The sequence below is a fragment of the Bradyrhizobium sp. CCBAU 051011 genome (assembly GCF_009930815.1).
In the GTDB taxonomy this organism is placed as follows: Bacteria; Pseudomonadota; Alphaproteobacteria; order Rhizobiales; family Xanthobacteraceae; genus Bradyrhizobium.
The window spans coordinates 3,137,310-3,155,385 of record NZ_CP022222.1; the positions used below are offsets into that span (position 1 = coordinate 3,137,310).

14 protein-coding genes are annotated in these 18,076 nt (G+C 62.9%); 6 read left to right on the plus strand and 8 right to left on the minus strand.

The window, feature by feature from the left end; translation table 11 throughout:
- Window positions 1-47 precede the first annotated feature (47 nt).
- The 8 genes from ACH79_RS14810 to ACH79_RS14845 form a co-directional block, all read right to left on the minus strand.
- Complete coding sequence (locus ACH79_RS14810) at window positions 48-1,337, minus strand: glycerate kinase (RefSeq protein WP_161851690.1); 1,290 nt, start codon at window positions 1,335-1,337, stop codon at window positions 48-50.
- A gap of 126 nt (window positions 1,338-1,463) precedes the next feature.
- Complete coding sequence (locus ACH79_RS14815; protein ID WP_161851691.1) at window positions 1,464-2,690, minus strand: ABC transporter substrate-binding protein; 1,227 nt, start codon at window positions 2,688-2,690, stop codon at window positions 1,464-1,466.
- Between the two features lie 158 nt (window positions 2,691-2,848).
- Window positions 2,849-4,078, minus strand: coding sequence for an ABC transporter substrate-binding protein (locus tag ACH79_RS14820; protein WP_161851692.1), 1,230 nt, complete (start codon window positions 4,076-4,078; stop codon window positions 2,849-2,851).
- Between the two features lie 219 nt (window positions 4,079-4,297).
- Complete coding sequence (locus ACH79_RS14825) at window positions 4,298-5,317, minus strand: branched-chain amino acid ABC transporter permease (RefSeq protein ID WP_161851693.1); 1,020 nt, start codon at window positions 5,315-5,317, stop codon at window positions 4,298-4,300.
- Between the two features lie 2 nt (window positions 5,318-5,319).
- Window positions 5,320-6,198 (minus strand): branched-chain amino acid ABC transporter permease, encoded by an 879-nt coding sequence (locus tag ACH79_RS14830; RefSeq protein WP_161851694.1) that lies wholly within the window; start codon window positions 6,196-6,198, stop codon window positions 5,320-5,322.
- An 11-nt stretch (window positions 6,199-6,209) separates the two neighbouring features.
- Window positions 6,210-6,923: an ABC transporter ATP-binding protein gene (locus ACH79_RS14835; RefSeq protein WP_057858296.1), complete on the minus strand. Its 714-nt coding sequence runs from the start codon at window positions 6,921-6,923 to the stop codon at window positions 6,210-6,212.
- Window positions 6,920-7,717 carry an ABC transporter ATP-binding protein gene (locus ACH79_RS14840; RefSeq protein ID WP_161851695.1) on the minus strand — a complete coding sequence of 266 codons (798 nt, stop codon included), beginning with the start codon at window positions 7,715-7,717 and terminating at the stop codon, window positions 6,920-6,922. The genes ACH79_RS14835 and ACH79_RS14840 overlap by 4 nt, the downstream gene beginning before the upstream one ends.
- 66 nt (window positions 7,718-7,783) lie before the next feature.
- On the minus strand, window positions 7,784-8,647 hold the full coding sequence (locus ACH79_RS14845; RefSeq protein WP_161851696.1) for an IclR family transcriptional regulator: 864 nt from the start codon (window positions 8,645-8,647) through the stop codon (window positions 7,784-7,786).
- A gap of 167 nt (window positions 8,648-8,814) precedes the next feature.
- Between ACH79_RS14845 and ACH79_RS14850 the strand changes: the two genes are divergently transcribed.
- The 6 genes from ACH79_RS14850 (at window position 8,815) to glpK (ending at window position 18,027) form a co-directional block, all read left to right on the plus strand.
- A complete protein-coding gene (locus ACH79_RS14850; protein ID WP_161851697.1) occupies window positions 8,815-10,908 on the plus strand; it encodes a 3-hydroxyacyl-CoA dehydrogenase NAD-binding domain-containing protein in 2,094 nt (697 codons plus the stop codon).
- A gap of 145 nt (window positions 10,909-11,053) precedes the next feature.
- A complete protein-coding gene (gene pimA, locus ACH79_RS14855) occupies window positions 11,054-12,727 on the plus strand; it encodes a dicarboxylate--CoA ligase PimA (protein ID WP_161851698.1) in 1,674 nt (557 codons plus the stop codon).
- A gap of 31 nt (window positions 12,728-12,758) precedes the next feature.
- Window positions 12,759-13,949, plus strand: coding sequence for a pimeloyl-CoA dehydrogenase large subunit (pimC, locus tag ACH79_RS14860; RefSeq protein WP_161851699.1), 1,191 nt, complete (start codon window positions 12,759-12,761; stop codon window positions 13,947-13,949).
- 241 nt (window positions 13,950-14,190) lie between these two features.
- A complete protein-coding gene (pimD, locus tag ACH79_RS14865; protein WP_161851700.1) occupies window positions 14,191-15,333 on the plus strand; it encodes a pimeloyl-CoA dehydrogenase small subunit in 1,143 nt (380 codons plus the stop codon).
- 147 nt (window positions 15,334-15,480) lie between these two features.
- Window positions 15,481-16,254 (plus strand): SDR family NAD(P)-dependent oxidoreductase, encoded by a 774-nt coding sequence (locus ACH79_RS14870; protein ID WP_161851701.1) that lies wholly within the window; start codon window positions 15,481-15,483, stop codon window positions 16,252-16,254.
- Window positions 16,255-16,524: 270 nt separating this feature from the next.
- Complete coding sequence (gene glpK / locus ACH79_RS14875) at window positions 16,525-18,027, plus strand: glycerol kinase GlpK (protein ID WP_161851702.1); 1,503 nt, start codon at window positions 16,525-16,527, stop codon at window positions 18,025-18,027.
- The last annotated feature ends 49 nt before the right edge of the window (window positions 18,028-18,076 follow it).

Below are 18,076 nucleotides of genomic sequence, written 5' to 3' on the forward strand. Positions count from 1 at the left end.
TAACGCCGTCGCGGCACGCACTGGATGCCGGCGGCCGCCCGAAAAACCTAAGCGTAGTCCACCAGGATCACCCTGACGTCATTGACGTTGGTGAGCGTCGGACCCGTCAGCACGAGATCGCCGGTGGCTGAAAAGAACGCGGTGGCGTCGTTGTTGGCGAGATAGGCCGCGGGATTGAGGCCGAGCGACTTCATCTTCGCAAACGTCGTCTGATCGATCACGGCGCCGGCCGGATCGCTAGCGCTGCCGGCGCCGCCGTCGGCGCCGTCGGTGTCGGCGGCCAGCGCCACAATGCCGGCCGTGTCCTTCAGGAGGTCCGCCAGCGCCAGCGCATATTCCTGGTTGGGGCCGCCGCGGCCATTGCCGCGCACGGTCACCGTGAGCTCGCCGCCCGACAGGATCGCGATGCGCTTGCCTTCGCTGCGTGCCTTCAGCGCCATCCGCGCATGATCGGCCGCCACCTCGCGCGCTTCGCCTTCGAGGTCGGCGCCGAGGCCGATGACCTCATATCCCGCGTCCTTCGCGACCTTGATGGCCGCCTCGAGCGAAGCCTTCGGTTTTGCGATCATTTCGAAGTGCGCGCGAGCAAAGGCAGGATCGCCTGGCTTGCAGCTCTCGTTCCTCGAATCTTCGAGGGCGCGCCTGACGGCGTCGTCAACCGTGAGATTATACTTCGCCACCAGCGCGCGGGCGTCTGCCAGCGTGCTCGGATCCGGCACCGTCGGTCCCGATGCAATCGCCGACGGGTCGTCGTGCGGCACGTCTGAGATCGCGAGCGTCACGATCTCGGCGGCGTGCTGTCCGGCGCGGGCGAGCCGGCCACCCTTGATTCGCGACAGATGCTTGCGGACGATGTTCATCTCGCCGATCGGCGCGCCGGAGCGCAACAGCGCGCGGTTCACCTGCTGCTTCTGTGCGAACGAAACGCCATCAGCCGGCGCGATCCAGTTTGCGGAGCCGCCTCCGGACAGCAGCACCAGCAACAGATCGTCCGCCGTTGCCTCGGCGGCGAACCGCAGCGTTTCGTCGGCAGCCTTCAGCCCGGCTTCGTCAGGTACGGGATGGCCGGCTTCGATTACCCTGATCCGCCGCGTCGGCACGCCGTGGCCGTGGCGCGTGGTGGCAAGCCCAATCAACCGCGACGGATCGAGCCCCAGCGTATCGAGGTAGTGCCGTTCAGCTGCAGCCGCCATCGCCGCCGCGCCCTTGCCGGCGGCGAGGCAGATCACCCTGCCCTTGGGTGCAGGACGCAGATGCGCGGACAGCACGACGTCCGGATGCGCGGCCGCAACGGCCGCATCGAAGATCGCACGCAAGAGGGAACGTCGGTCGGTCATGAGGGCACGTGAGCTGGATGAGACGGGGGTCTGGTTATCCATCCAATCGCTGCAAAAGAAAACCCCCGCGAGCGGGGCGCGGGGGCTCTTGTTGGCCGGAAATGGGCCGATCAGATTTTGGAATGACTAGCCGCCGGCGTCACCCGAGAGGATTTCGCCGAAGCGTTCCCAGGTCTCACCCTTGAACTTGATCAGTTGCACCGACGAAATCGGGGCAAAGTCGGTCGCTGACGTGTTGACCTTGATGCCCGGCAGCAGACCGCCGAGTTCGAGGTCCTTGATGCTGGCCGCCTGCTTCATCACGTTCTCGCGCGTGAGATTGTCGCCGCAAGCCTCCAGCACATGCGCCAGAGTCTGGGCTACCGAGTAGCCGTACATCACCGACGCATCGGCGCGGTTGGCTTCCGGATAGTATTTGTCCAGGAACTCGTTCCAGGCCTTCATGCCCGCATCATCCTTCCACTGCGCATCCGTCGGATCCTTCAGATATTGCGAGGAGATGATGTCCTGGGCGTTTTCCAAGCCAGCCGGCTTGATGACGCTGCCGATCGAGGCGGAGACGTTGTTGAGGAAGTGCAGTGGCCTCCAGCCGATCTCGGCGTTCTTCTTGATCGCCTGCGCCGCGAATTTCGGCGTGGTGATGTTGATGAACACGTCGGCTCCGGTCGCTTTCATCTTGACGATATGGGAGTCGATGGTCGGCTCGGAGACCTCGTAGCTTTCCTCGATGACGATCATCGACGCGGCCTTGGCGCCGAGCCCATCCTTGAAGCCCTTCAGGTAGTCCTTGCCGTAGTCGTCGTTCTGATAGAGCACGGCGACCTTGGCGTTCGGCTTCTCCTTCAGAATGTACTTTGCATAGATCTGCGTCTCGCTTTGGTAGTTGGGCTGCCAGCCCATCGTCCAGGGGAAGGTCTTCGGATCGTTCCACTTGGTGGCGCCGGTCGCGACGAACAGTTGCGGCACCTTCTTGCTGTTGAGGTACTTCTGGATAGCCGTGTTCGGCGGGGTGCCGAGCGGATTGAAGATCAGGAGGACTTCATCGCTCTCGACCAGCTTGCGCGTCTGTTCCACCGTCTTCGGCGGGCTGTAGGCATCGTCATAGCTGATGAAGTTGACCTTGCGGCCGTTGATGCCGCCCTCGGCGTTGATCTTCCTGAAATAGGCTTCCTCGGTTTTGCCGATCACGCCATAGGCCGAAGCCGGTCCGCTGTAGGGCATGATGTTGCCGATCTTGATCTCGGTATCGCTCGCGCCGGGGTCGTACTTCTTCTGTGCGAGAACGCCGCTCGAAGTTGCCGCGAGTAGTCCAAACGCGGCCGAAACAACCGCAAGTTTTTTCATTGTGGACATTTCTGTCTCTCCCTTTTCATTTATTAAACGTACCCGTCGGGCTCCTTGAACGAAGCTCTTTTAACAGCGTCGTGAGTAGCATCTTGCTGGAAACCTCACAACAAAAAGCCCTGCGGCAAAGCCGCAGGGCTGCTTCCTTGATAGGCGGTGCCGGCTGACTAGCCGCCGACGTCGCCGGAGAGAATCTCGCCGAAGCGTTCCCAGGTCTCGCCCTTGAACTTCATCAACTGCAATTGCGAAATCGGGGCAAAGTCGGTCGCCGAAGTGTTGACCTTGACGCCCGGCAGCAGGCCGCCAAGCTCGAGGTCCTTGATGTTCGCCGCCTGCTTCATGACGTTTGCGCGGGTCAGGTCGTCGCCGCAAGCCTTCAGCACGTGAACGAGGCCTTGTGCCACGGTATAACCGTATATCACCGAGGCGTCGGCACGGTTGGCTTCCGGATAATACTTGTCCAGGAACTCGTTCCAGGCCTTCATCCCGGCGTCGTCCTTCCACTGCGCGTCGGTCGGATCCTTGAGGTAGGCGGACGAGATGATGTCCTGCGAATTCTCGAAGCCGGCCGGCTTCATGACGCTGCCGATCGAGGCCGAGACGTTGTTGAGGAAGTGCATCGGCTTCCAGCCGATCTCGTTCATCTTCTTGATTGCCTGCGCCGCGAACTTCGGCGTCGTGATGTTGAAGAACACGTCGGCATTGAGCGACTTCAGCTTGACGATGTTGGAATCGATCGTCGGCTGCGAGACCTCATAGCTTTCCTCGATGATGATCATCGATGCCGCCTTGGCGCCGAGGCCGTCCTTGAAGCCCTTCAGATAGTCCTTGCCGTAGTCGTCATTCTGATAGAGCACGGCGATCTTGGCGTCCGGCTTGTTCTTCAGAATGTACTTGGCGTAGATCTGCGACTCGCTTTGGTAGTTGGGCTGCCAGCCCATCGTCCACGGGAAGTCTTTTGGATCGTTCCACTTGGTGGCGCCGGTCGCGACGAACAGTTGCGGCACCTTCTTCGAGTTCAGGTATTTCTGGATCGCGGTATTGGGCGGGGTGCCCAGTGAATTGAACACGAGCAGGACTTCATCGCTCTCGACCAGCTTGCGCACCTGTTCCACCGTCTTCGGCGGAGAGTAGGCATCGTCATAACTGACGAAGTTGATCTTGCGGCCGTTGATGCCGCCCTCGGCGTTGATCTTCCTGAAATAGGCTTCCTCGGTCTTGCCGATCACGCCGTAGGCGGAAGCCGGACCGCTGTAGGGCATGATGTTGCCGATCTTGATTTCGGTATCGTTGGCGCCGGTGTCGTATTTCTTCTGCGCAAGCGCGCCGCTGCTGGTGGCAGCAAGCAATGCGAGGGCGGCCGAAAAGGCTCCCAAGCGCAAGTTGATGGCGAGCATTTTTTGATCTCCCTGGGATCGATGACTGTGTCATTGTTTTTGATTGGAGCACTTGGCGGCTCTTGACCGCATTGAATACCTTTCGGCTGCGTCCAGCAACAAAAAGCCCCCGCGACGATGTCGCGGGGGCCGATATTTAGCCTGATCCCCGGGAAACTACCGCCCGGCGGAATATTGGTTAATGGCTGAGTTCGCCACTCCAGAGCGTCTTCGTTGTTCTCAGTTCTTCCTGAGATTGCCGAGCATCTGCTGCGCAACAATCGCAACCTGCCTTGCACCATGCGGTACGAGGAAGATCACGAGGAACAGAAGCACGCCGAACACCGCGCCGGAGAGGCCCTTGGAGATGCTCTCCGCGATGTTGGGCACGAAGATGATGAAGGCGGCGCCGACGAACGAGCCCGGCAGCCAGCCCACGCCGCCGACCACCATGCCAAGGAATAGCGCGATGGCCAGGTTGATCGTGTAGCTGTCGGGCGCCACGAACGCCACGACGATGGCGCTGAGCCCGCCGGCGATACCGGTGATGCCCGCGGACACGCCGAAGGCGAGCGTCTTGTACTGGGCGACATCGACGCCCATGGCGGAGGCCGCGATCTCATTGTCGCGGATCGACATGAAGGCGCGGCCCGAGCGTGAGCGTAGCAGGTTGACCGACCCGATATAGATCGCCAGCGCGATCGCCAGCGTGAAGTAGTAGAGCCACTTGTCCTGTCCAATCGGCAGGCCGAACGGCGCATCGGGTTTCATGACGGTGAGGCCCTGCACGCCGCCGGTCCAATGCTCGAGGAAATGCAGCTTCAGGAGTTGCGGCATGGCGACCGCAAGCGCGAAGGTGGCAAGGGCCAGGTAGATGCCGGAAAGCCGCAACGCGGGTTTGCCGAACAGGTAGCCGGCGCCGAACGAGACCAGCCCCGCGATCGGCAGCGTCAGCGCATAGTTCATGCCGACGTTTTCCATCAGCACCGCCGACGTATAGGCGCCGAGCGCGTAGAATGCGCTCTGGCCGAGCGAGAATTGCCCGCTGCCGCCGGTCAGGATGTTGAGCGCCAGCACCGCGATCCCGTAGATCATGACCATCGTCATTTGGAAGACGACGAAGTTCTTCACGAACACCGGGGTGACGAGCAGTGCCGCCAGGATCACCAGCGAGGTGCCGGTGCCCAGCGTCATGGCGCGCTTCGGAACGGCCTCGACGGCCGGGGCTTCTGTGACTGCGTCTTCTGCAGCTGCGCTCATGATCAGACTCGCTTCACGATGGCTCGGCCGAAGAGACCGGCAGGTTTGAAAACCAGGACGGTGATGATCAGCGCAAGCGCGATCGGGAGTTTCAGTTCATTGCCCACGCCGGGGATGTAGGTGCCGGCAAGATTCTCGAAGACGCCGACCAGGAACCCGCCCACGACGGCGCCGAGCGGCGAGGTAAGGCCGCCGAGCACGGCGGCGGCAAAACCGTAAACCAGAACGCCGCCCATCATGTTCGGTTCGAGGAACACGACTGGTGCGATCAGGATGCCGGCGACGGCGCCGATCGCGGAGGCCATGCCCCAGCCGAGCGCAATCATCCAGGAGGTATTGACGCCGACCAGGCGCGCCGATTCCGGCAACGCCGCCGCTGCGCGCATCGCTAGGCCGATCCGCGTGAACTGGAAGAAGAGGTAGAGCCCGACCAGCATCAAAAGCGTGACGCCGATCATCCCGGCCTGGTGGGTCGAGATCAACTGGCTGCCGAGGAACGGCGCGGAGCCGAACGGGGTCGGATACTGCTTGATGGTGAAATCCCAGATCAGACCGGCTACCGAGTTGACGATCGCAAACAGCGCGATGAAACCGGCGACGTTGGTCAGCACCGGCGCCTTGGCCAGCGGCTTGAACAGCAGCCGCTCGATGAGGATGCCACCGGCGAACGAGATCGCCAGCGTGAGCAGGAACGACCACCAATAGGGCACGCCCCACTGCATCAATTGCCAGGAGATGAAGGTCGAGAACATCGCCATTTCGCCCTGGGCGAAGTTCAGATGGTCGATCGCCTGGTAGATCATGACCACCGCGAGCGCCATACAGGCATAGATCGCGCCCGTGGCGATACCGGCCAGGACTTGGTTGGTAAACAGCTCCATTGTCCTGCTCCTCAGTAGCCGAGATAGGATTTGCGGACGTCTTCGTTGCTCGCGATTTCCTTCGCGTTCCCCGACATCACGATCTTCCCGGTTTCGATCACATAGGCCTGGTCGGCGAGTTCCAGCGCCAACTGCGCGTTCTGCTCGACCACCAAAATGGTGACCTTGTCCTCGCGGTTGATCTTGCCGAGAATCTTGAACAGCTCGCGCACGATCAGCGGCGCCAGGCCGAACGACGGCTCGTCGAGCAGCATCAGCCGCGGACGCAGCATTAGCGCGCGGGCGACCGCCAGCATCTGCTGCTCGCCGCCCGACAGCGTGCCGGCCTGCTGGGTGTGGCGCTCCTTGAGCACCGGGAAGTGCTCGTACATGCGCTCGATATCGGCGACGATGTTCTTCTTGTCGGTGCGGGTGATGGCGCCGAGCTGCAGGTTCTCTTCCACCGTCATGGTGGTGAAGGTGCCGCGACCCTGCGGCACATGCGCGATGCCGAGACGGACCACGTTTTCGGTCGATTTGCCCGAAAGCGGCTTGCCCTCGAACTCGATCGCGCCGGTCGAGCGCACCATGTTGCAGATCGCCCGCAAGGTGGTGGTCTTGCCGGCGCCGTTGGCGCCCAGCAGCGTGGTCAGCGAGCCCTCGTTGAGCGCAAAGGTCAGGCCGTGAAGTGCCTGGACCTGACCGTAATAGGCGCGCAGATCCTTGACGTTCAGCATTGCGGTCATTGGTCCTTGCTCCCCAGATAGGCTTTGATGACATCCGGGTCGGCCTGGACCTGGGCCGGTGTTCCCTCGGCGAGTTTGCGGCCGAAGTTGAGTGCGACGACGTGATCGGCGATCGACATCACCAGACCCATGTGGTGCTCGACCAGCAGCACGGTGAGGTGACGCTCGTCACGAAGTTTGCGGATCAGATCGCCGAGGATGTGGACTTCCTCGTGGTTGAGGCCGCCGGCGGGCTCGTCGAGCAGCAGGATCTTCGGGTCGGCCGCGAGCGCGCGCGCCAGCTCGACGCGCTTCTGGGTGCCGAACGGCAGGCCCGACACGATGGTGTGGGCGACCTCCTCAAGACCGAGATAGGCGACGATCTCGTGGACCTTCTTGTTGAGTTCGGCTTCGCTGCGGCGAACCCAGGCGAGCTTCAGCGAGTCCGAGATGATGTCGCTCGAGGTGCGCGCATGGCAGCCGACGCGGACATTGTCGAGCACCGAAAGGTTGGGAAACAGCGCGACGTTCTGGAACGTGCGGCCGATGCCGATCTCGGCGATCTTGTGCGCCGGGCGCGTCAGGATGCTCGCGCCTTCCATCAGGATATCGCCGGAAGACGGCTGATAGAGCCGGGAGAGACAGTTGAACAGGGTCGTCTTGCCGGCGCCGTTCGGTCCGATCAGCCCAAGGATATTGCCCTTGTGCATGTTAAAGGACACGCCGTTGAGCGCGATGATGCCGCCGAACACGACGCTGACGTCGCGAACCGCGAGCAGGGGTGAATTGCCCTGCGCGAGCTGTGCCTGCGTCATCGCGTCCCGCCCGCCCTGATCACGGAGCGGGAATGACCGCGCGAATTTCGCCGGTCATGGTGAACGCTATCTGATCCCCTCGGCCAAACGTGCAACTCTTCCTCCTGCTTTGGGCTTCTTATTTTCTGTTTTTTTGGATTGCGGTGCTGCGCCGCCCAGCGCCGTCTCGATGTTCCTTACCATCGTGACAAGGCGAGGTCCAATGTCGTTGACCAGGCGATCTTCCGTAAAACGGAAAGCGGGCGCGCCGCAATTGAAGGCATATGGTCCGGTTCCGTCGCTGAGCTTCAGCGGCACGCCGACCGCGTGCACGTCCTCCTGCCATTCGCCGGCGGAGATGGTGAAGCCGCGGCGCGCGAGCATTTCGCCCGCGCGCTCGATGCCGTCGCGCATTTTGGGCCAGCGATTGCCGTAATGGTCGCGCAGTTCGCGCAATAACGAGGCGCGTTCGTCGTCTGACAGGGCCCAGATATAGGCGCGGCCCATCGCGGTGGTCGCGATCGGTACGTGTGAGCCGACGTCAAGCTGCACACCGAGCAGCCCGGTGCGGCTCTGCCCGAAATAGATCATGCTGTGACGGTCGCGCCCGCCGACCGCGACCGCGCCGCCGGTCTCGCGCATCAGCGCTTCGCGATAAGGTTCGGACAAATGCCGAACACCGAGATTGGCGAGTGCGGCATATCCCAGCGCCATGGCTGATGGCGCGAGCTGATACTTCTCGAAGCGCGGAACGGGTGTAAGATAGCCGAGCTTGGTCAGGGTGTAGGTCAGCCGGGAAATGGTTGGCTTCGGCAGATTGGTACGGGCGGCAAGTTCTTGATTGCCGAGAAGTCCGTCGTTGGGATGAAATGCGCGCAACACATCTAGTCCGCGGGAGAGTGCGACGACGAAGCTGCGATCGGTCGCCACTTTCTTCCCTGGACGCTTCATTACCCGCCACTGCTGCTGATGAGCTCGTTGACAAGGGACGTGCTTCAAAATAACCCTCCCTGTCAAGATGTGGAATTAAATTTCGCAGTGCGAAATTGATGAAACGACCGTAGCTACTCAACGCAAGTCGAGTGGCATCCAAGAACAAGTGATCCAGGGAGAGTCCCGTGAGCGAAGTGGTAAAACTCGAGCGTCAAGACGTCATCGCGATGGTCACGGTCAACAGTCCTCCCGTCAATGCGCTGAGCGCCGCCGTGCGCGGCGGTATTTTCGAATGCATGAAAAGCGCGATCGCGGACGCGGAAGTGAAGGCAATCGTGCTGACCTGTGACGGCCGCACCTTCATCGCCGGCGCCGACATCACCGAATTCGGCAAGCCGCCGAAGCCTCCGGGCCTGGCCGAGGTGCTGGACCTCATGGAGAAGTCGCCGAAGCCGATCATCGCCGCCATTCACGGCACGGCGCTCGGCGGCGGTCTCGAAGTCGCGCTGGCATGCCACTATCGCGTAGCGACCAAGGATGCGAGACTCGGCCTCCCCGAAGTAAAGCTCGGCCTGCTGCCGGGTGCGGGCGGTACCCAGCGCCTCCCGCGTGCGGTCGGCCCCGAACTCGCGGTCAAGATGATCGTCAGCGGGGACCCGATCAGCGCGGCGGATGCGCTCAAGAACGGCCTGATCGAGGAGATCGTCGAAGGTCCGGCAGCGGGCGGCGAAACCTTCGCGCGCAAGGTGCTGGCAGAGAAGCGCCCGTTGCGCAAGTTGCGCGACGATGATTCAAAGCTTGCGGCTGCCAAGGCCGACATCTCGATCTTCACCAATGCGGTCGCCGCATTGACCAAAAAGGCACGCGGGCTGGAAGCGCCGTTTGCGGCAGCGGACGCCGTGCGCGCCGCCATCGAGTTGCCTTTCGACGAAGGCCTGAAGAAGGAGCGCGAAGGTTTTCTCAAACTGGTATCCAGCGACCAGTCCAAGGCGCAGCGTTACGCCTTCTTCTCGGAGCGTGAGGCGGCCAAGATCGCTGGCGTGCCCGAGGGCACCAAGCCGCGCAACGTTTCGCGCGTCGCCATCATCGGCGCCGGCACCATGGGCGGCGGTATCGCGATGTCGTTCGCCAACGCCGGTATCCCGGTGACGCTGATCGAGACCGGCGAAGAGCAGCTCAAGCGCGGCTTGGGCGTCATGCAGAAGAACTACGAGGCGACCGCCGCGCGTGGCGGCATCCCCGCCGATGCCCCGGCCAAGCGCATGGGCCTGATCGACGGCAAGGTCGGTCTGGAGAACGTCAAGGACGCTGACCTGGTGATCGAGGCCGTGTTCGAAACCATGGCGGTCAAGAAGGAAGTGTTCGAGGCGCTGGACAAGCACGCCAAGCCGGGCGCAGTGCTGGCGTCCAACACCTCCTACCTCAACATCGACGAGATCGCGAAGGTCACAAAACGTCCGCAGGACGTGCTCGGCATGCACTTCTTCTCGCCGGCGAACGTCATGAAGCTGTGCGAGATCGTCCGCGCCGACAAGACCGCGCCGGATGCGCTGACCACTGCCGTGTCGATTGCGCGCAAGATTGCAAAGGTGCCGGCCGTGGTCGGCGTCTGCGACGGCTTTGTCGGCAACCGCATGCTGGCCCAGCGCGGCAAGCAGTCCGAGAAGCTCTTGTTCGAAGGCGCCTTGCCGCAGCAGGTCGATGCCGTGGTGACGAAGTTCGGCATGCCGATGGGCCCGTTCGCGATGAGCGATCTCGCCGGCCTCGATATCGGCTGGCGTTCGCGGAAAGACCGCGGCATCAAGTCGGAGATCGCCGACGCACTGTGCGAGGCCGGACGATTCGGCCAGAAGACCGGCAAGGGTTACTACAAATATGAAGCCGGCTCGCGCGCGGCGCTGCCGGATCCGGAAGTCGAGAAACTGATCGACGAGACGCTGCAGCGTCTGGGACGCAAGAAGCGCGTCGTCAGCGACGACGAAATCCTGGAGCGCATGATGTACCCGATGATCAATGAGGGTGCGCGTATCCTCGAAGAGGGTATCGCGGCGCGTCCGAGCGACATCGACGTGATCTGGCTCTACGGCTACGGTTGGCCGATCTATCGCGGCGGCCCGATGTTCTATGCCGACCAGGTCGGGCTCAAGCACATCGCCGATCGTCTCTCCTATTACGCCAAGGAGACCAACGATCCCTCGCTCGAACCGGCGCCGCTGCTCAAGCGTCTCGCCGCCGAAGGCAAGACCTTTGCGTCGCTCGCGCAGTCGAAAGCGGCTTGATGGGCCGAGTGCCTCACTTCCCGTGGTTCCGGGGCATGCGAAGCATGAACTATGGTGCGCGGTTGCGCACCAGAGAACTTCGAGATTCCGGGTTCGCTCGCTAGCCGCGAGCGCCCCGGAATGACTCCCAACTGGCTGAACCCACATGATCCATCCCGGCGAGCAACATTATCCGCAAGGCGTCCGTTGGGACGACGCCATCGAGCGCGGCGCGCTGCCTGATCTGCTGTCGCAGGCAGCATCCAGCTACGGCACGCGCCCGGCGATCGAATTCCGCGACCGGCCGATCAGCTATGCCGAGCTGGAGGACAAGGTCGAGGTTGCCGCGAGTGCCTTCCTGCGCGCCGGCTACGGCAAGGGCAAGTCGGTCGCCCTGTTCCTCGGCAACACGCCGGATCATCCGGTCAATTTCTTCGGCGCGCTGAAGGCGGGAGCGCGAATCGTGCATCTGTCGCCGCTCGACGGCGAGATCGCGCTGTCGCACAAGCTCACCGATTCCGGCGCGCGCATCGTCGTCACCAGCAATCTCTCCGCGCTGTTTCCGACCGCGCTGAAGTTTCTCGACAAAGGATTGATCGACAGGTTGATCGTCTGCGAGGACGACGCCTGGGGCGAGGTCGGCGTGCCGCAGACGCCGCTGCCGAGCAACTCCGCGATCATCACCTACAAGCAGTTCGTCGATGGCGTGACCAGGCCGGCCACCTGGCCGGCAATCGACGTCGAGGACGTCGCGTTGCTGCAGTACACCAGCGGAACCACTGGGTTGCCGAAAGGCGCCATGCTCTCCCACGACAATTTCACGTCCGCCGTCTCGATCTACGATGTCTGGGGCAGACCCGCGCGACTGGAGCGCAATACGATCGAGCGCGTCATTTGCGTGCTGCCGTTGTTTCACATCTTCGCGCTGACCGTGGTGCTGCTTTCCTCGCTGCGCCGCGGCAATCTGGTCTCGCTGCACCAGCGTTTCGATGTGGAGGCCGTGATGCGTGATATCGAGGTAAAGCGCGCCACCGTTTTTCCCGGCGTGCCGACGATGTGGATCGCCATCGCCGCGCTGCCCGATCTCGATAAGCGCGATTTCTCGTCGCTGCGCAGCGCCGGCTCGGGCGGTGCGCCGCTGCCGATGGAAGTCGCAAGGATTTTTGAGCGCAAGGTCGGTATGAAGCTGAGGAGCGGCTGGGGCATGACCGAGACGTCCCCGGCTGGCACTGCGTATCCGGAGGATGGACCGGACAAGCCAGGTTCGGTCGGGGTGATGCTGCCCGGCATCGAGATAGACATCGTTTCGCTGGACGATCCGACGAAGGTGCTGCCGGTCGGCGAGGCGGGCGAACTCCGCATCAGGGGGCCGAACGTCACCAAGGGTTACTGGAACAAGCCGAAGGAGACCGCAGAGTCCTTTGTCGGCGATCGCTTCCTGACCGGCGACGTCGGCTACATGGATGCCGACGGCTATTTCTACCTGGTCGACCGCAAGAAGGACATGATCATCTCCGGCGGCTTCAACGTCTATCCGCAGATGATCGAGCAGGCGATCTACACCCATCCGTCGGTGCAGGAAGTCATCGTGATCGGTATCCCCGACGATTATCGCGGCGAGTCGGCGAAAGCCTTCATCACGCTGCGCGCGGGCGCTCAGCCGTTCACCATCGATGAGCTGCGCAGCTTCCTCGCGGGCAAGCTCGGCAAGCACGAGCTGCCGACCGCCGTCGAGTTCGCCGCGGAATTGCCGCGTACGCCGGTCGGCAAGCTGTCGCGCCACGAATTGCGCATGCAGCAGAAGTCGTTGCAAGCTGCCAACGGTAAGAACGTCGCTTAGCCGGAATGTAATCCGCTCACAGGAGGATCCGATGGATCTCGCTTTCAGCAAGGAAGAAATCGCGTTTCGTGAAGAAGTAAGAGCCTTCTTCCGGGACAACGTGCCGCCGGAGACGCGGCGCAAGATGGTTGAGGGCCGTCATCTCTCCAAGGACGAGATGATCGCCTGGTGGCGCATCCTGAACAAGAAGGGCTGGGGCGTCTCGCACTGGCCGAAGGAATATGGCGGCACGGGATGGACCTCGGTGCAGCACTATATCTTCAACGAAGAGCTGCAGATGCATCCGGCGCCAGCGCCGCTCGCCTTCGGCGTCAGCATGGTCGGGCCCGTCATCTACACCTTCGGCAACGAGAAGCAGAAGCAGCAGTATCTGCCGCGCATCGCCAATGTCGACGACTGGTGGTGCCAGGGCTTCTCCGAACCTGGCTCGGGATCGGACCTCGCCTCGCTGAAGACCAAAGCCGAGCGCAAAGGCGACAAGTACATCATCAATGGCCAGAAGACCTGGACTACGCTGGCCCAGCACGCCGACATGATCTTCTGCCTCTGCCGCACCGACACCAATGCGAAGAAGCAGATGGGCATCTCCTTCATCGTCTTCAGCATGAAGTCGAAGGGCGTCACCGTGCGCCCGATCGAGACCATCGACGGCGGCCATGAGGTCAACGAAGTGTTCTTCGACGACGTCGAGGTGCCGGTCGAGAACCTGATCGGCGAAGAGAACAAGGGCTGGGACTACGCAAAGTTCCTGCTCGGCAATGAGCGCACCGGCATCGCCCGCGTCGGCGTCTCCAAGGAGCGGCTGCGCCGCATCAAGGATCTCGCTTCCAAGGTCGAATCCAACGGCAAGCCCGTGATCGAGGACCAGGGTTTCCGCGAGAAGCTCGCGGCCTGCGAGATCGAGCTGAAGGCGCTCGAGCTCACCCAGCTCCGCGTCGTCGCCGACGAGGGCAAGCACGGCAAGGGCAAGCCCAATCCGGCATCTTCGGTGCTGAAGATCAAGGGCTCGGAAATCCAGCAGACCACCACCGAACTTTTGATGGAAGTGATCGGCCCGTTCGCCGCGCCCTACGACGTGCACGGCGACGACGGCACCAACGAGACCATGGACTGGACCGCCCAGATCGCGCCGAGCTACTTCAACAATCGCAAGGTTTCGATCTACGGTGGCTCCAACGAGATCCAGCGCAACATCATCACCAAGGCGGTGCTGGGGCTTTAACCTATCCTCTCCCTCGCCCCGCTCTTGCGGGGAGAGGGTCGGGGTGAGGGGCCTGTCTCCCAGCAAAGATTGCCGAGAGACCTGTACCCTCACCCGGAAGCGAGTTCGTAGGATGGGTGGAGCGAAGCGATACCCATCCCAACAAGTCCGAACAGTGCGATGGGTTTCGCTTCGCTCTACCCATCCTACGGGTTCGTTCGATTTCCATGCCTCAGGCATGATTTGAAGAGAGCAAAAGAACATGGATTTTGATTTGTCCGAGGAGCAGCGCCTTCTCAAGGAAAGCATCGACGGTCTGTTGACCGACTCCTATGATTTCGATGCGCGCAAGAAGTACCAGAAAGAGAAGGGCGGCTGGAGCAAGGCCGTCTGGGGCAAGCTCGCCGAGCAGGGCTTGCTGGGCCTGCCGTTCGCGGAAGCCGATGGCGGCTTTGGCGCCGGCGCGGTCGAGACCATGATCGTGATGGAGGCGCTCGGCAAGGCGCTGGTGCTGGAGCCGTATCTGGCAACCGTCGTGATCGGCGGCGGCTTCCTGCGCCATGGCGGCTCGGCCGAGCAGAAGGCCGCGCACATCCCCGGCATCATCGACGGCAGCAAGACATTTGCGTTCGCTCAGCTCGAAAAGAATTCGCGCTACGATCTCGGCGATGTCGCAACCACTGCCAAGAAAAAGGGCGCAGGCTGGGTCATCGACGGCGAAAAATTCGTCGTGCTCAACGGCGAGAACGCCGACACCCTCATTGTCACGGCGCGCACCAAGGGCGGCCAGCGCGACAGGAGCGGCATCGGCGTGTTCCTCGTGCCGGCCAATGCCAAGGGCGTCACCCGCAAGGGCTATCCGACCCAGGACGGGCTGCATGCGGCCGACATCACCTTCACCGGCGTCGAGGTCGGCGCGGAAGCTGCGATCGGCGATCCCGAGAACGGCCTCGCCCTGATCGAGCGCGTGGTCGATGAAGCCCGCACCGCGATGTGCGCGGAAGCTGTCGGCGCGATGGATGAATCGCTGAAGTCGACCGTCGAATATCTCAAGACACGCAAGCAGTTTGGCGTGCCAATCGGCACCTTCCAGACGCTGCAGCACCGCGCCGCCGACATGTTCGTGGCGCTGGAGCAGGCCCGCAGCATGTCGATGTTCGCGACCATGGCGGCCGATTTCGACAGCGCCAAGGAGCGCGCGACCGCGGTCGCCGCCGCCAAGGTGCAGATCGGCAAGTCAGGCAAGTTCATCGGTCAGCAGTCGATCCAGCTCCACGGCGGCATCGGCATGACCCAGGAAGCCAAGATCGGCCACTACTTCAAGCGGCTGACCATGATCGAGAATACGTTTGGCGATACCGACTACCACCTCCGCCGCGTCACCGACGCGGGCGGGCTGGTGTAAGGACCTCCACCGTCATTGCGGGGCAACAATGTTGCCCCGTCATTGCGAGCGAAGCGAAGCAATCCATGGCTCCGCAAGGCAAAGCGTGGATTGCTTCGTCGCTTGTGCTCCTCGCAATGACGGGGAGAAATCAGGGAACAAACAACAATGAAAAACACCCCGTTCGATCTCACCGGCAAAGTCGCTGTTATCACCGGCTCCAGCCGCGGCATCGGCCGTTCCTCGGCCGAACTGCTGGCCAAGCTCGGCGCCAAGGTCGTGATCTCCAGCCGCAAGGCGGATGCCTGCCACGAAGTCGCCGAGGGTATCAAGAAGGCCGGCGGCGACGCCTATGTCATTCCCTGCAATATCTCCCGCCGCGAGGAAGTCGAGGCGCTGATCTCGGGCACGACAAAACATTACGGCAAGGTCGACATCCTCGTCTGCAACGCCGCGGTGAATCCGTATTACGGCCCGCTGCTCGACATCAAGGACGAGGCCTTCGACAAGATCATGGGCAGTAACGTCAAGAGCAACATCTGGCTCTGCGCGCTGGCGATCCCGCAGATGGCGGAGCGCGGCAATGGTTCGGTGGTGATCATCTCTTCCATCGGAGGCATGCGCGGTTCCACCGTGATCGGCGCTTATGGCATCTCGAAAGCGGCGGATTTCGCGCTGTGCCGCAGCCTCGCCGGCGAATGGGGTCCGAAGGGCGTCCGCGTCAATTGCGTGGCGCCGGGCCTCGTCAAGACCGATTTCGCTCGCGCGCTATGGGAAGACCCCGATAACCTCAAGCGCCGCACAGCCAGCACGCCGCTCCGCCGCATCGGCGAGCCTGACGAAATCGCAGGTGCGGTGGCTTATCTCGCGTCCGACGCGTCGACGTTTATGACGGGACAGACCATCGTCGTCGACGGCGGCGTGACTACGGCGGCGACGTGATTCTTCCCTCTCCCGCGTGCGGGGGAGGGTGCCGAGCGAAAGCGAGGCGGGTGGGGGTCTCTCCGCGAGTCCGGCTGTTGCTTGGTAGCGCCGCTCGCGCGCTAATCGCTGACGCCGTCCTCCGCGGCGGCACCCCCACCCCGGCCCTCCCCCGCAAGCGGGAGAGGGGGCGCATCGCGCGTGCGGGCACACTTTCTTCCCCCAACTTGACCTTCGCCTCCCAATCGGATTGCCTCTCCACAACCAAAACCTCCCCGGGGAAGCAACGTCATGTCCTTTGTGCTGGCCATCGATCAGGGCACCACGTCCTCGCGCGCCATCGTGTTCCGCAGCGATATTTCCATTGCCGCTACGGCGCAGCAGGAATTCCCGCAGCATTTCCCGGCCTCAGGCTGGGTCGAGCACGAGCCGGAGGACATCTGGACGTCGACGGTAGCTGTCTGCCGCCAGGCGCTGGAAAAGGCCGGCCTGAAAGCCAAGGACATCGCCGCCATCGGCATCACCAACCAGCGCGAAACGACCGTGGTCTGGGACCGCGCCACCGGCCAGGCGGTGCACCGCGCCATCGTCTGGCAGGACCGCCGCACCGCCGACATCTGCGCCAAACTGAAGAACGAGGGCCACGAGCCGGCGATTTCGGCCAGGAGCGGCTTGATCATCGATCCCTATTTTTCGGGAACGAAAGTCGCCTGGATCCTCGATCACGTCCCCGGCGCGCGTGAGCGCGCCGCGCGCGGAGAACTGATGTTCGGCACCGTCGATTGCTACTTGCTGTGGCGGCTGACCGGCGGCAAGGTGCACGCGACCGACGCCACCAACGCCTCGCGCACGCTGCTGTTCAACATCCACACCGGCGAGTGGGACGACGAACTCTTGAAACTGCTGCGCGTGCCGCGCTCGATGCTGCCGGAGGTGAAAGACTCCTCCGCCAAATTCGGCGACAGCGACCCGGACCTGTTCGGCGGTTCGATCGCCATTTCCGGCATCGCCGGCGACCAGCAGGCCGCGACCATCGGTCAGGCCTGCTTTGAGCCCGGCATGATCAAGTCGACCTACGGCACCGGCTGCTTCGCGCTGCTCAACACCGGCACCACGCCGGTCGCCTCGAAGAACAAGCTGCTCACCACCATCGCCTATCAATTGAACGGCAAGCGCACCTATGCGCTCGAAGGCTCGATCTTCGTCGCAGGCTCCGCCGTGCAATGGCTGCGCGACGGTCTCGGCATCATCAAGCAGGCCTCCGAGACCGGGCCGCTCGCCGACAAATCCGATCCCATGCAAAGCGTCTATCTGGTGCCGGCCTTCGTCGGCATGGGCGCACCCTACTGGAATCCGCGCGTGCGCGGCGCGCTGTTCGGTCTCACCCGCAACACCGGCCCCGCCGAACTCGCGCACGCGGCGCTGGAGAGCGTCTGCTACCAGACCTTCGATCTCCGCGAGGCGATGCGTGCCGACTGGCCGGGCGAGAAGGCCGCCAATGTGCTGCGCGTCGATGGCGGCATGACCGCATCCGACTGGACCATGCAGCGGCTGGCCGATCTCCTGGACGCGCCGGTCGACCGCCCGGTGATCCAGGAGACGACTGCGCTCGGCGCCGCCTATCTCGCTGGCCTGCATGCCGGCGTCTATCCCGAGCCGGCAAAGTTCGCCGATAACTGGCGGCTCGAACACCGCTTCAAGCCCAACATGAGCAAGGCGACACGGGATCGCAAACTCGCGGGCTGGGCGAGAGCGGTAAGGGGCGTGCTGGCGAGCGACGAAGGGGAGGGGTAGCAACCTTCCTCCGCCGTCGTGGCCGGGCTTGTCCCGGCCATCCACGACT

Bases quoted from the DNA above. Each gene is read 5' to 3' on its own strand.
- ACH79_RS14810 (WP_161851690.1), bottom strand. From the start codon at position 1,337: ATGACCGACCGACGTTCCCTCTTGCGTGCGATCTTCGATGCGGCCGTT.
- ACH79_RS14815 (WP_161851691.1), bottom strand. From the start codon at position 2,690: ATGTCCACAATGAAAAAACTTGCGGTTGTTTCGGCCGCGTTTGGACTA.
- ACH79_RS14820 (WP_161851692.1), bottom strand. From the start codon at position 4,078: ATGCTCGCCATCAACTTGCGCTTGGGAGCCTTTTCGGCCGCCCTCGCA.
- ACH79_RS14825 (WP_161851693.1), bottom strand. From the start codon at position 5,317: ATGAGCGCAGCTGCAGAAGACGCAGTCACAGAAGCCCCGGCCGTCGAG.
- ACH79_RS14830 (WP_161851694.1), bottom strand. From the start codon at position 6,198: ATGGAGCTGTTTACCAACCAAGTCCTGGCCGGTATCGCCACGGGCGCG.
- ACH79_RS14835 (WP_057858296.1), bottom strand. From the start codon at position 6,923: ATGACCGCAATGCTGAACGTCAAGGATCTGCGCGCCTATTACGGTCAG.
- ACH79_RS14840 (WP_161851695.1), bottom strand. From the start codon at position 7,717: ATGACGCAGGCACAGCTCGCGCAGGGCAATTCACCCCTGCTCGCGGTT.
- ACH79_RS14845 (WP_161851696.1), bottom strand. From the start codon at position 8,647: ATGAAGCGTCCAGGGAAGAAAGTGGCGACCGATCGCAGCTTCGTCGTC.
- pimA (WP_161851698.1), top strand. From the start codon at position 11,054: ATGATCCATCCCGGCGAGCAACATTATCCGCAAGGCGTCCGTTGGGAC.
- pimC (WP_161851699.1), top strand. From the start codon at position 12,759: ATGGATCTCGCTTTCAGCAAGGAAGAAATCGCGTTTCGTGAAGAAGTA.
- pimD (WP_161851700.1), top strand. From the start codon at position 14,191: ATGGATTTTGATTTGTCCGAGGAGCAGCGCCTTCTCAAGGAAAGCATC.
- ACH79_RS14870 (WP_161851701.1), top strand. From the start codon at position 15,481: ATGAAAAACACCCCGTTCGATCTCACCGGCAAAGTCGCTGTTATCACC.
- glpK (WP_161851702.1), top strand. From the start codon at position 16,525: ATGTCCTTTGTGCTGGCCATCGATCAGGGCACCACGTCCTCGCGCGCC.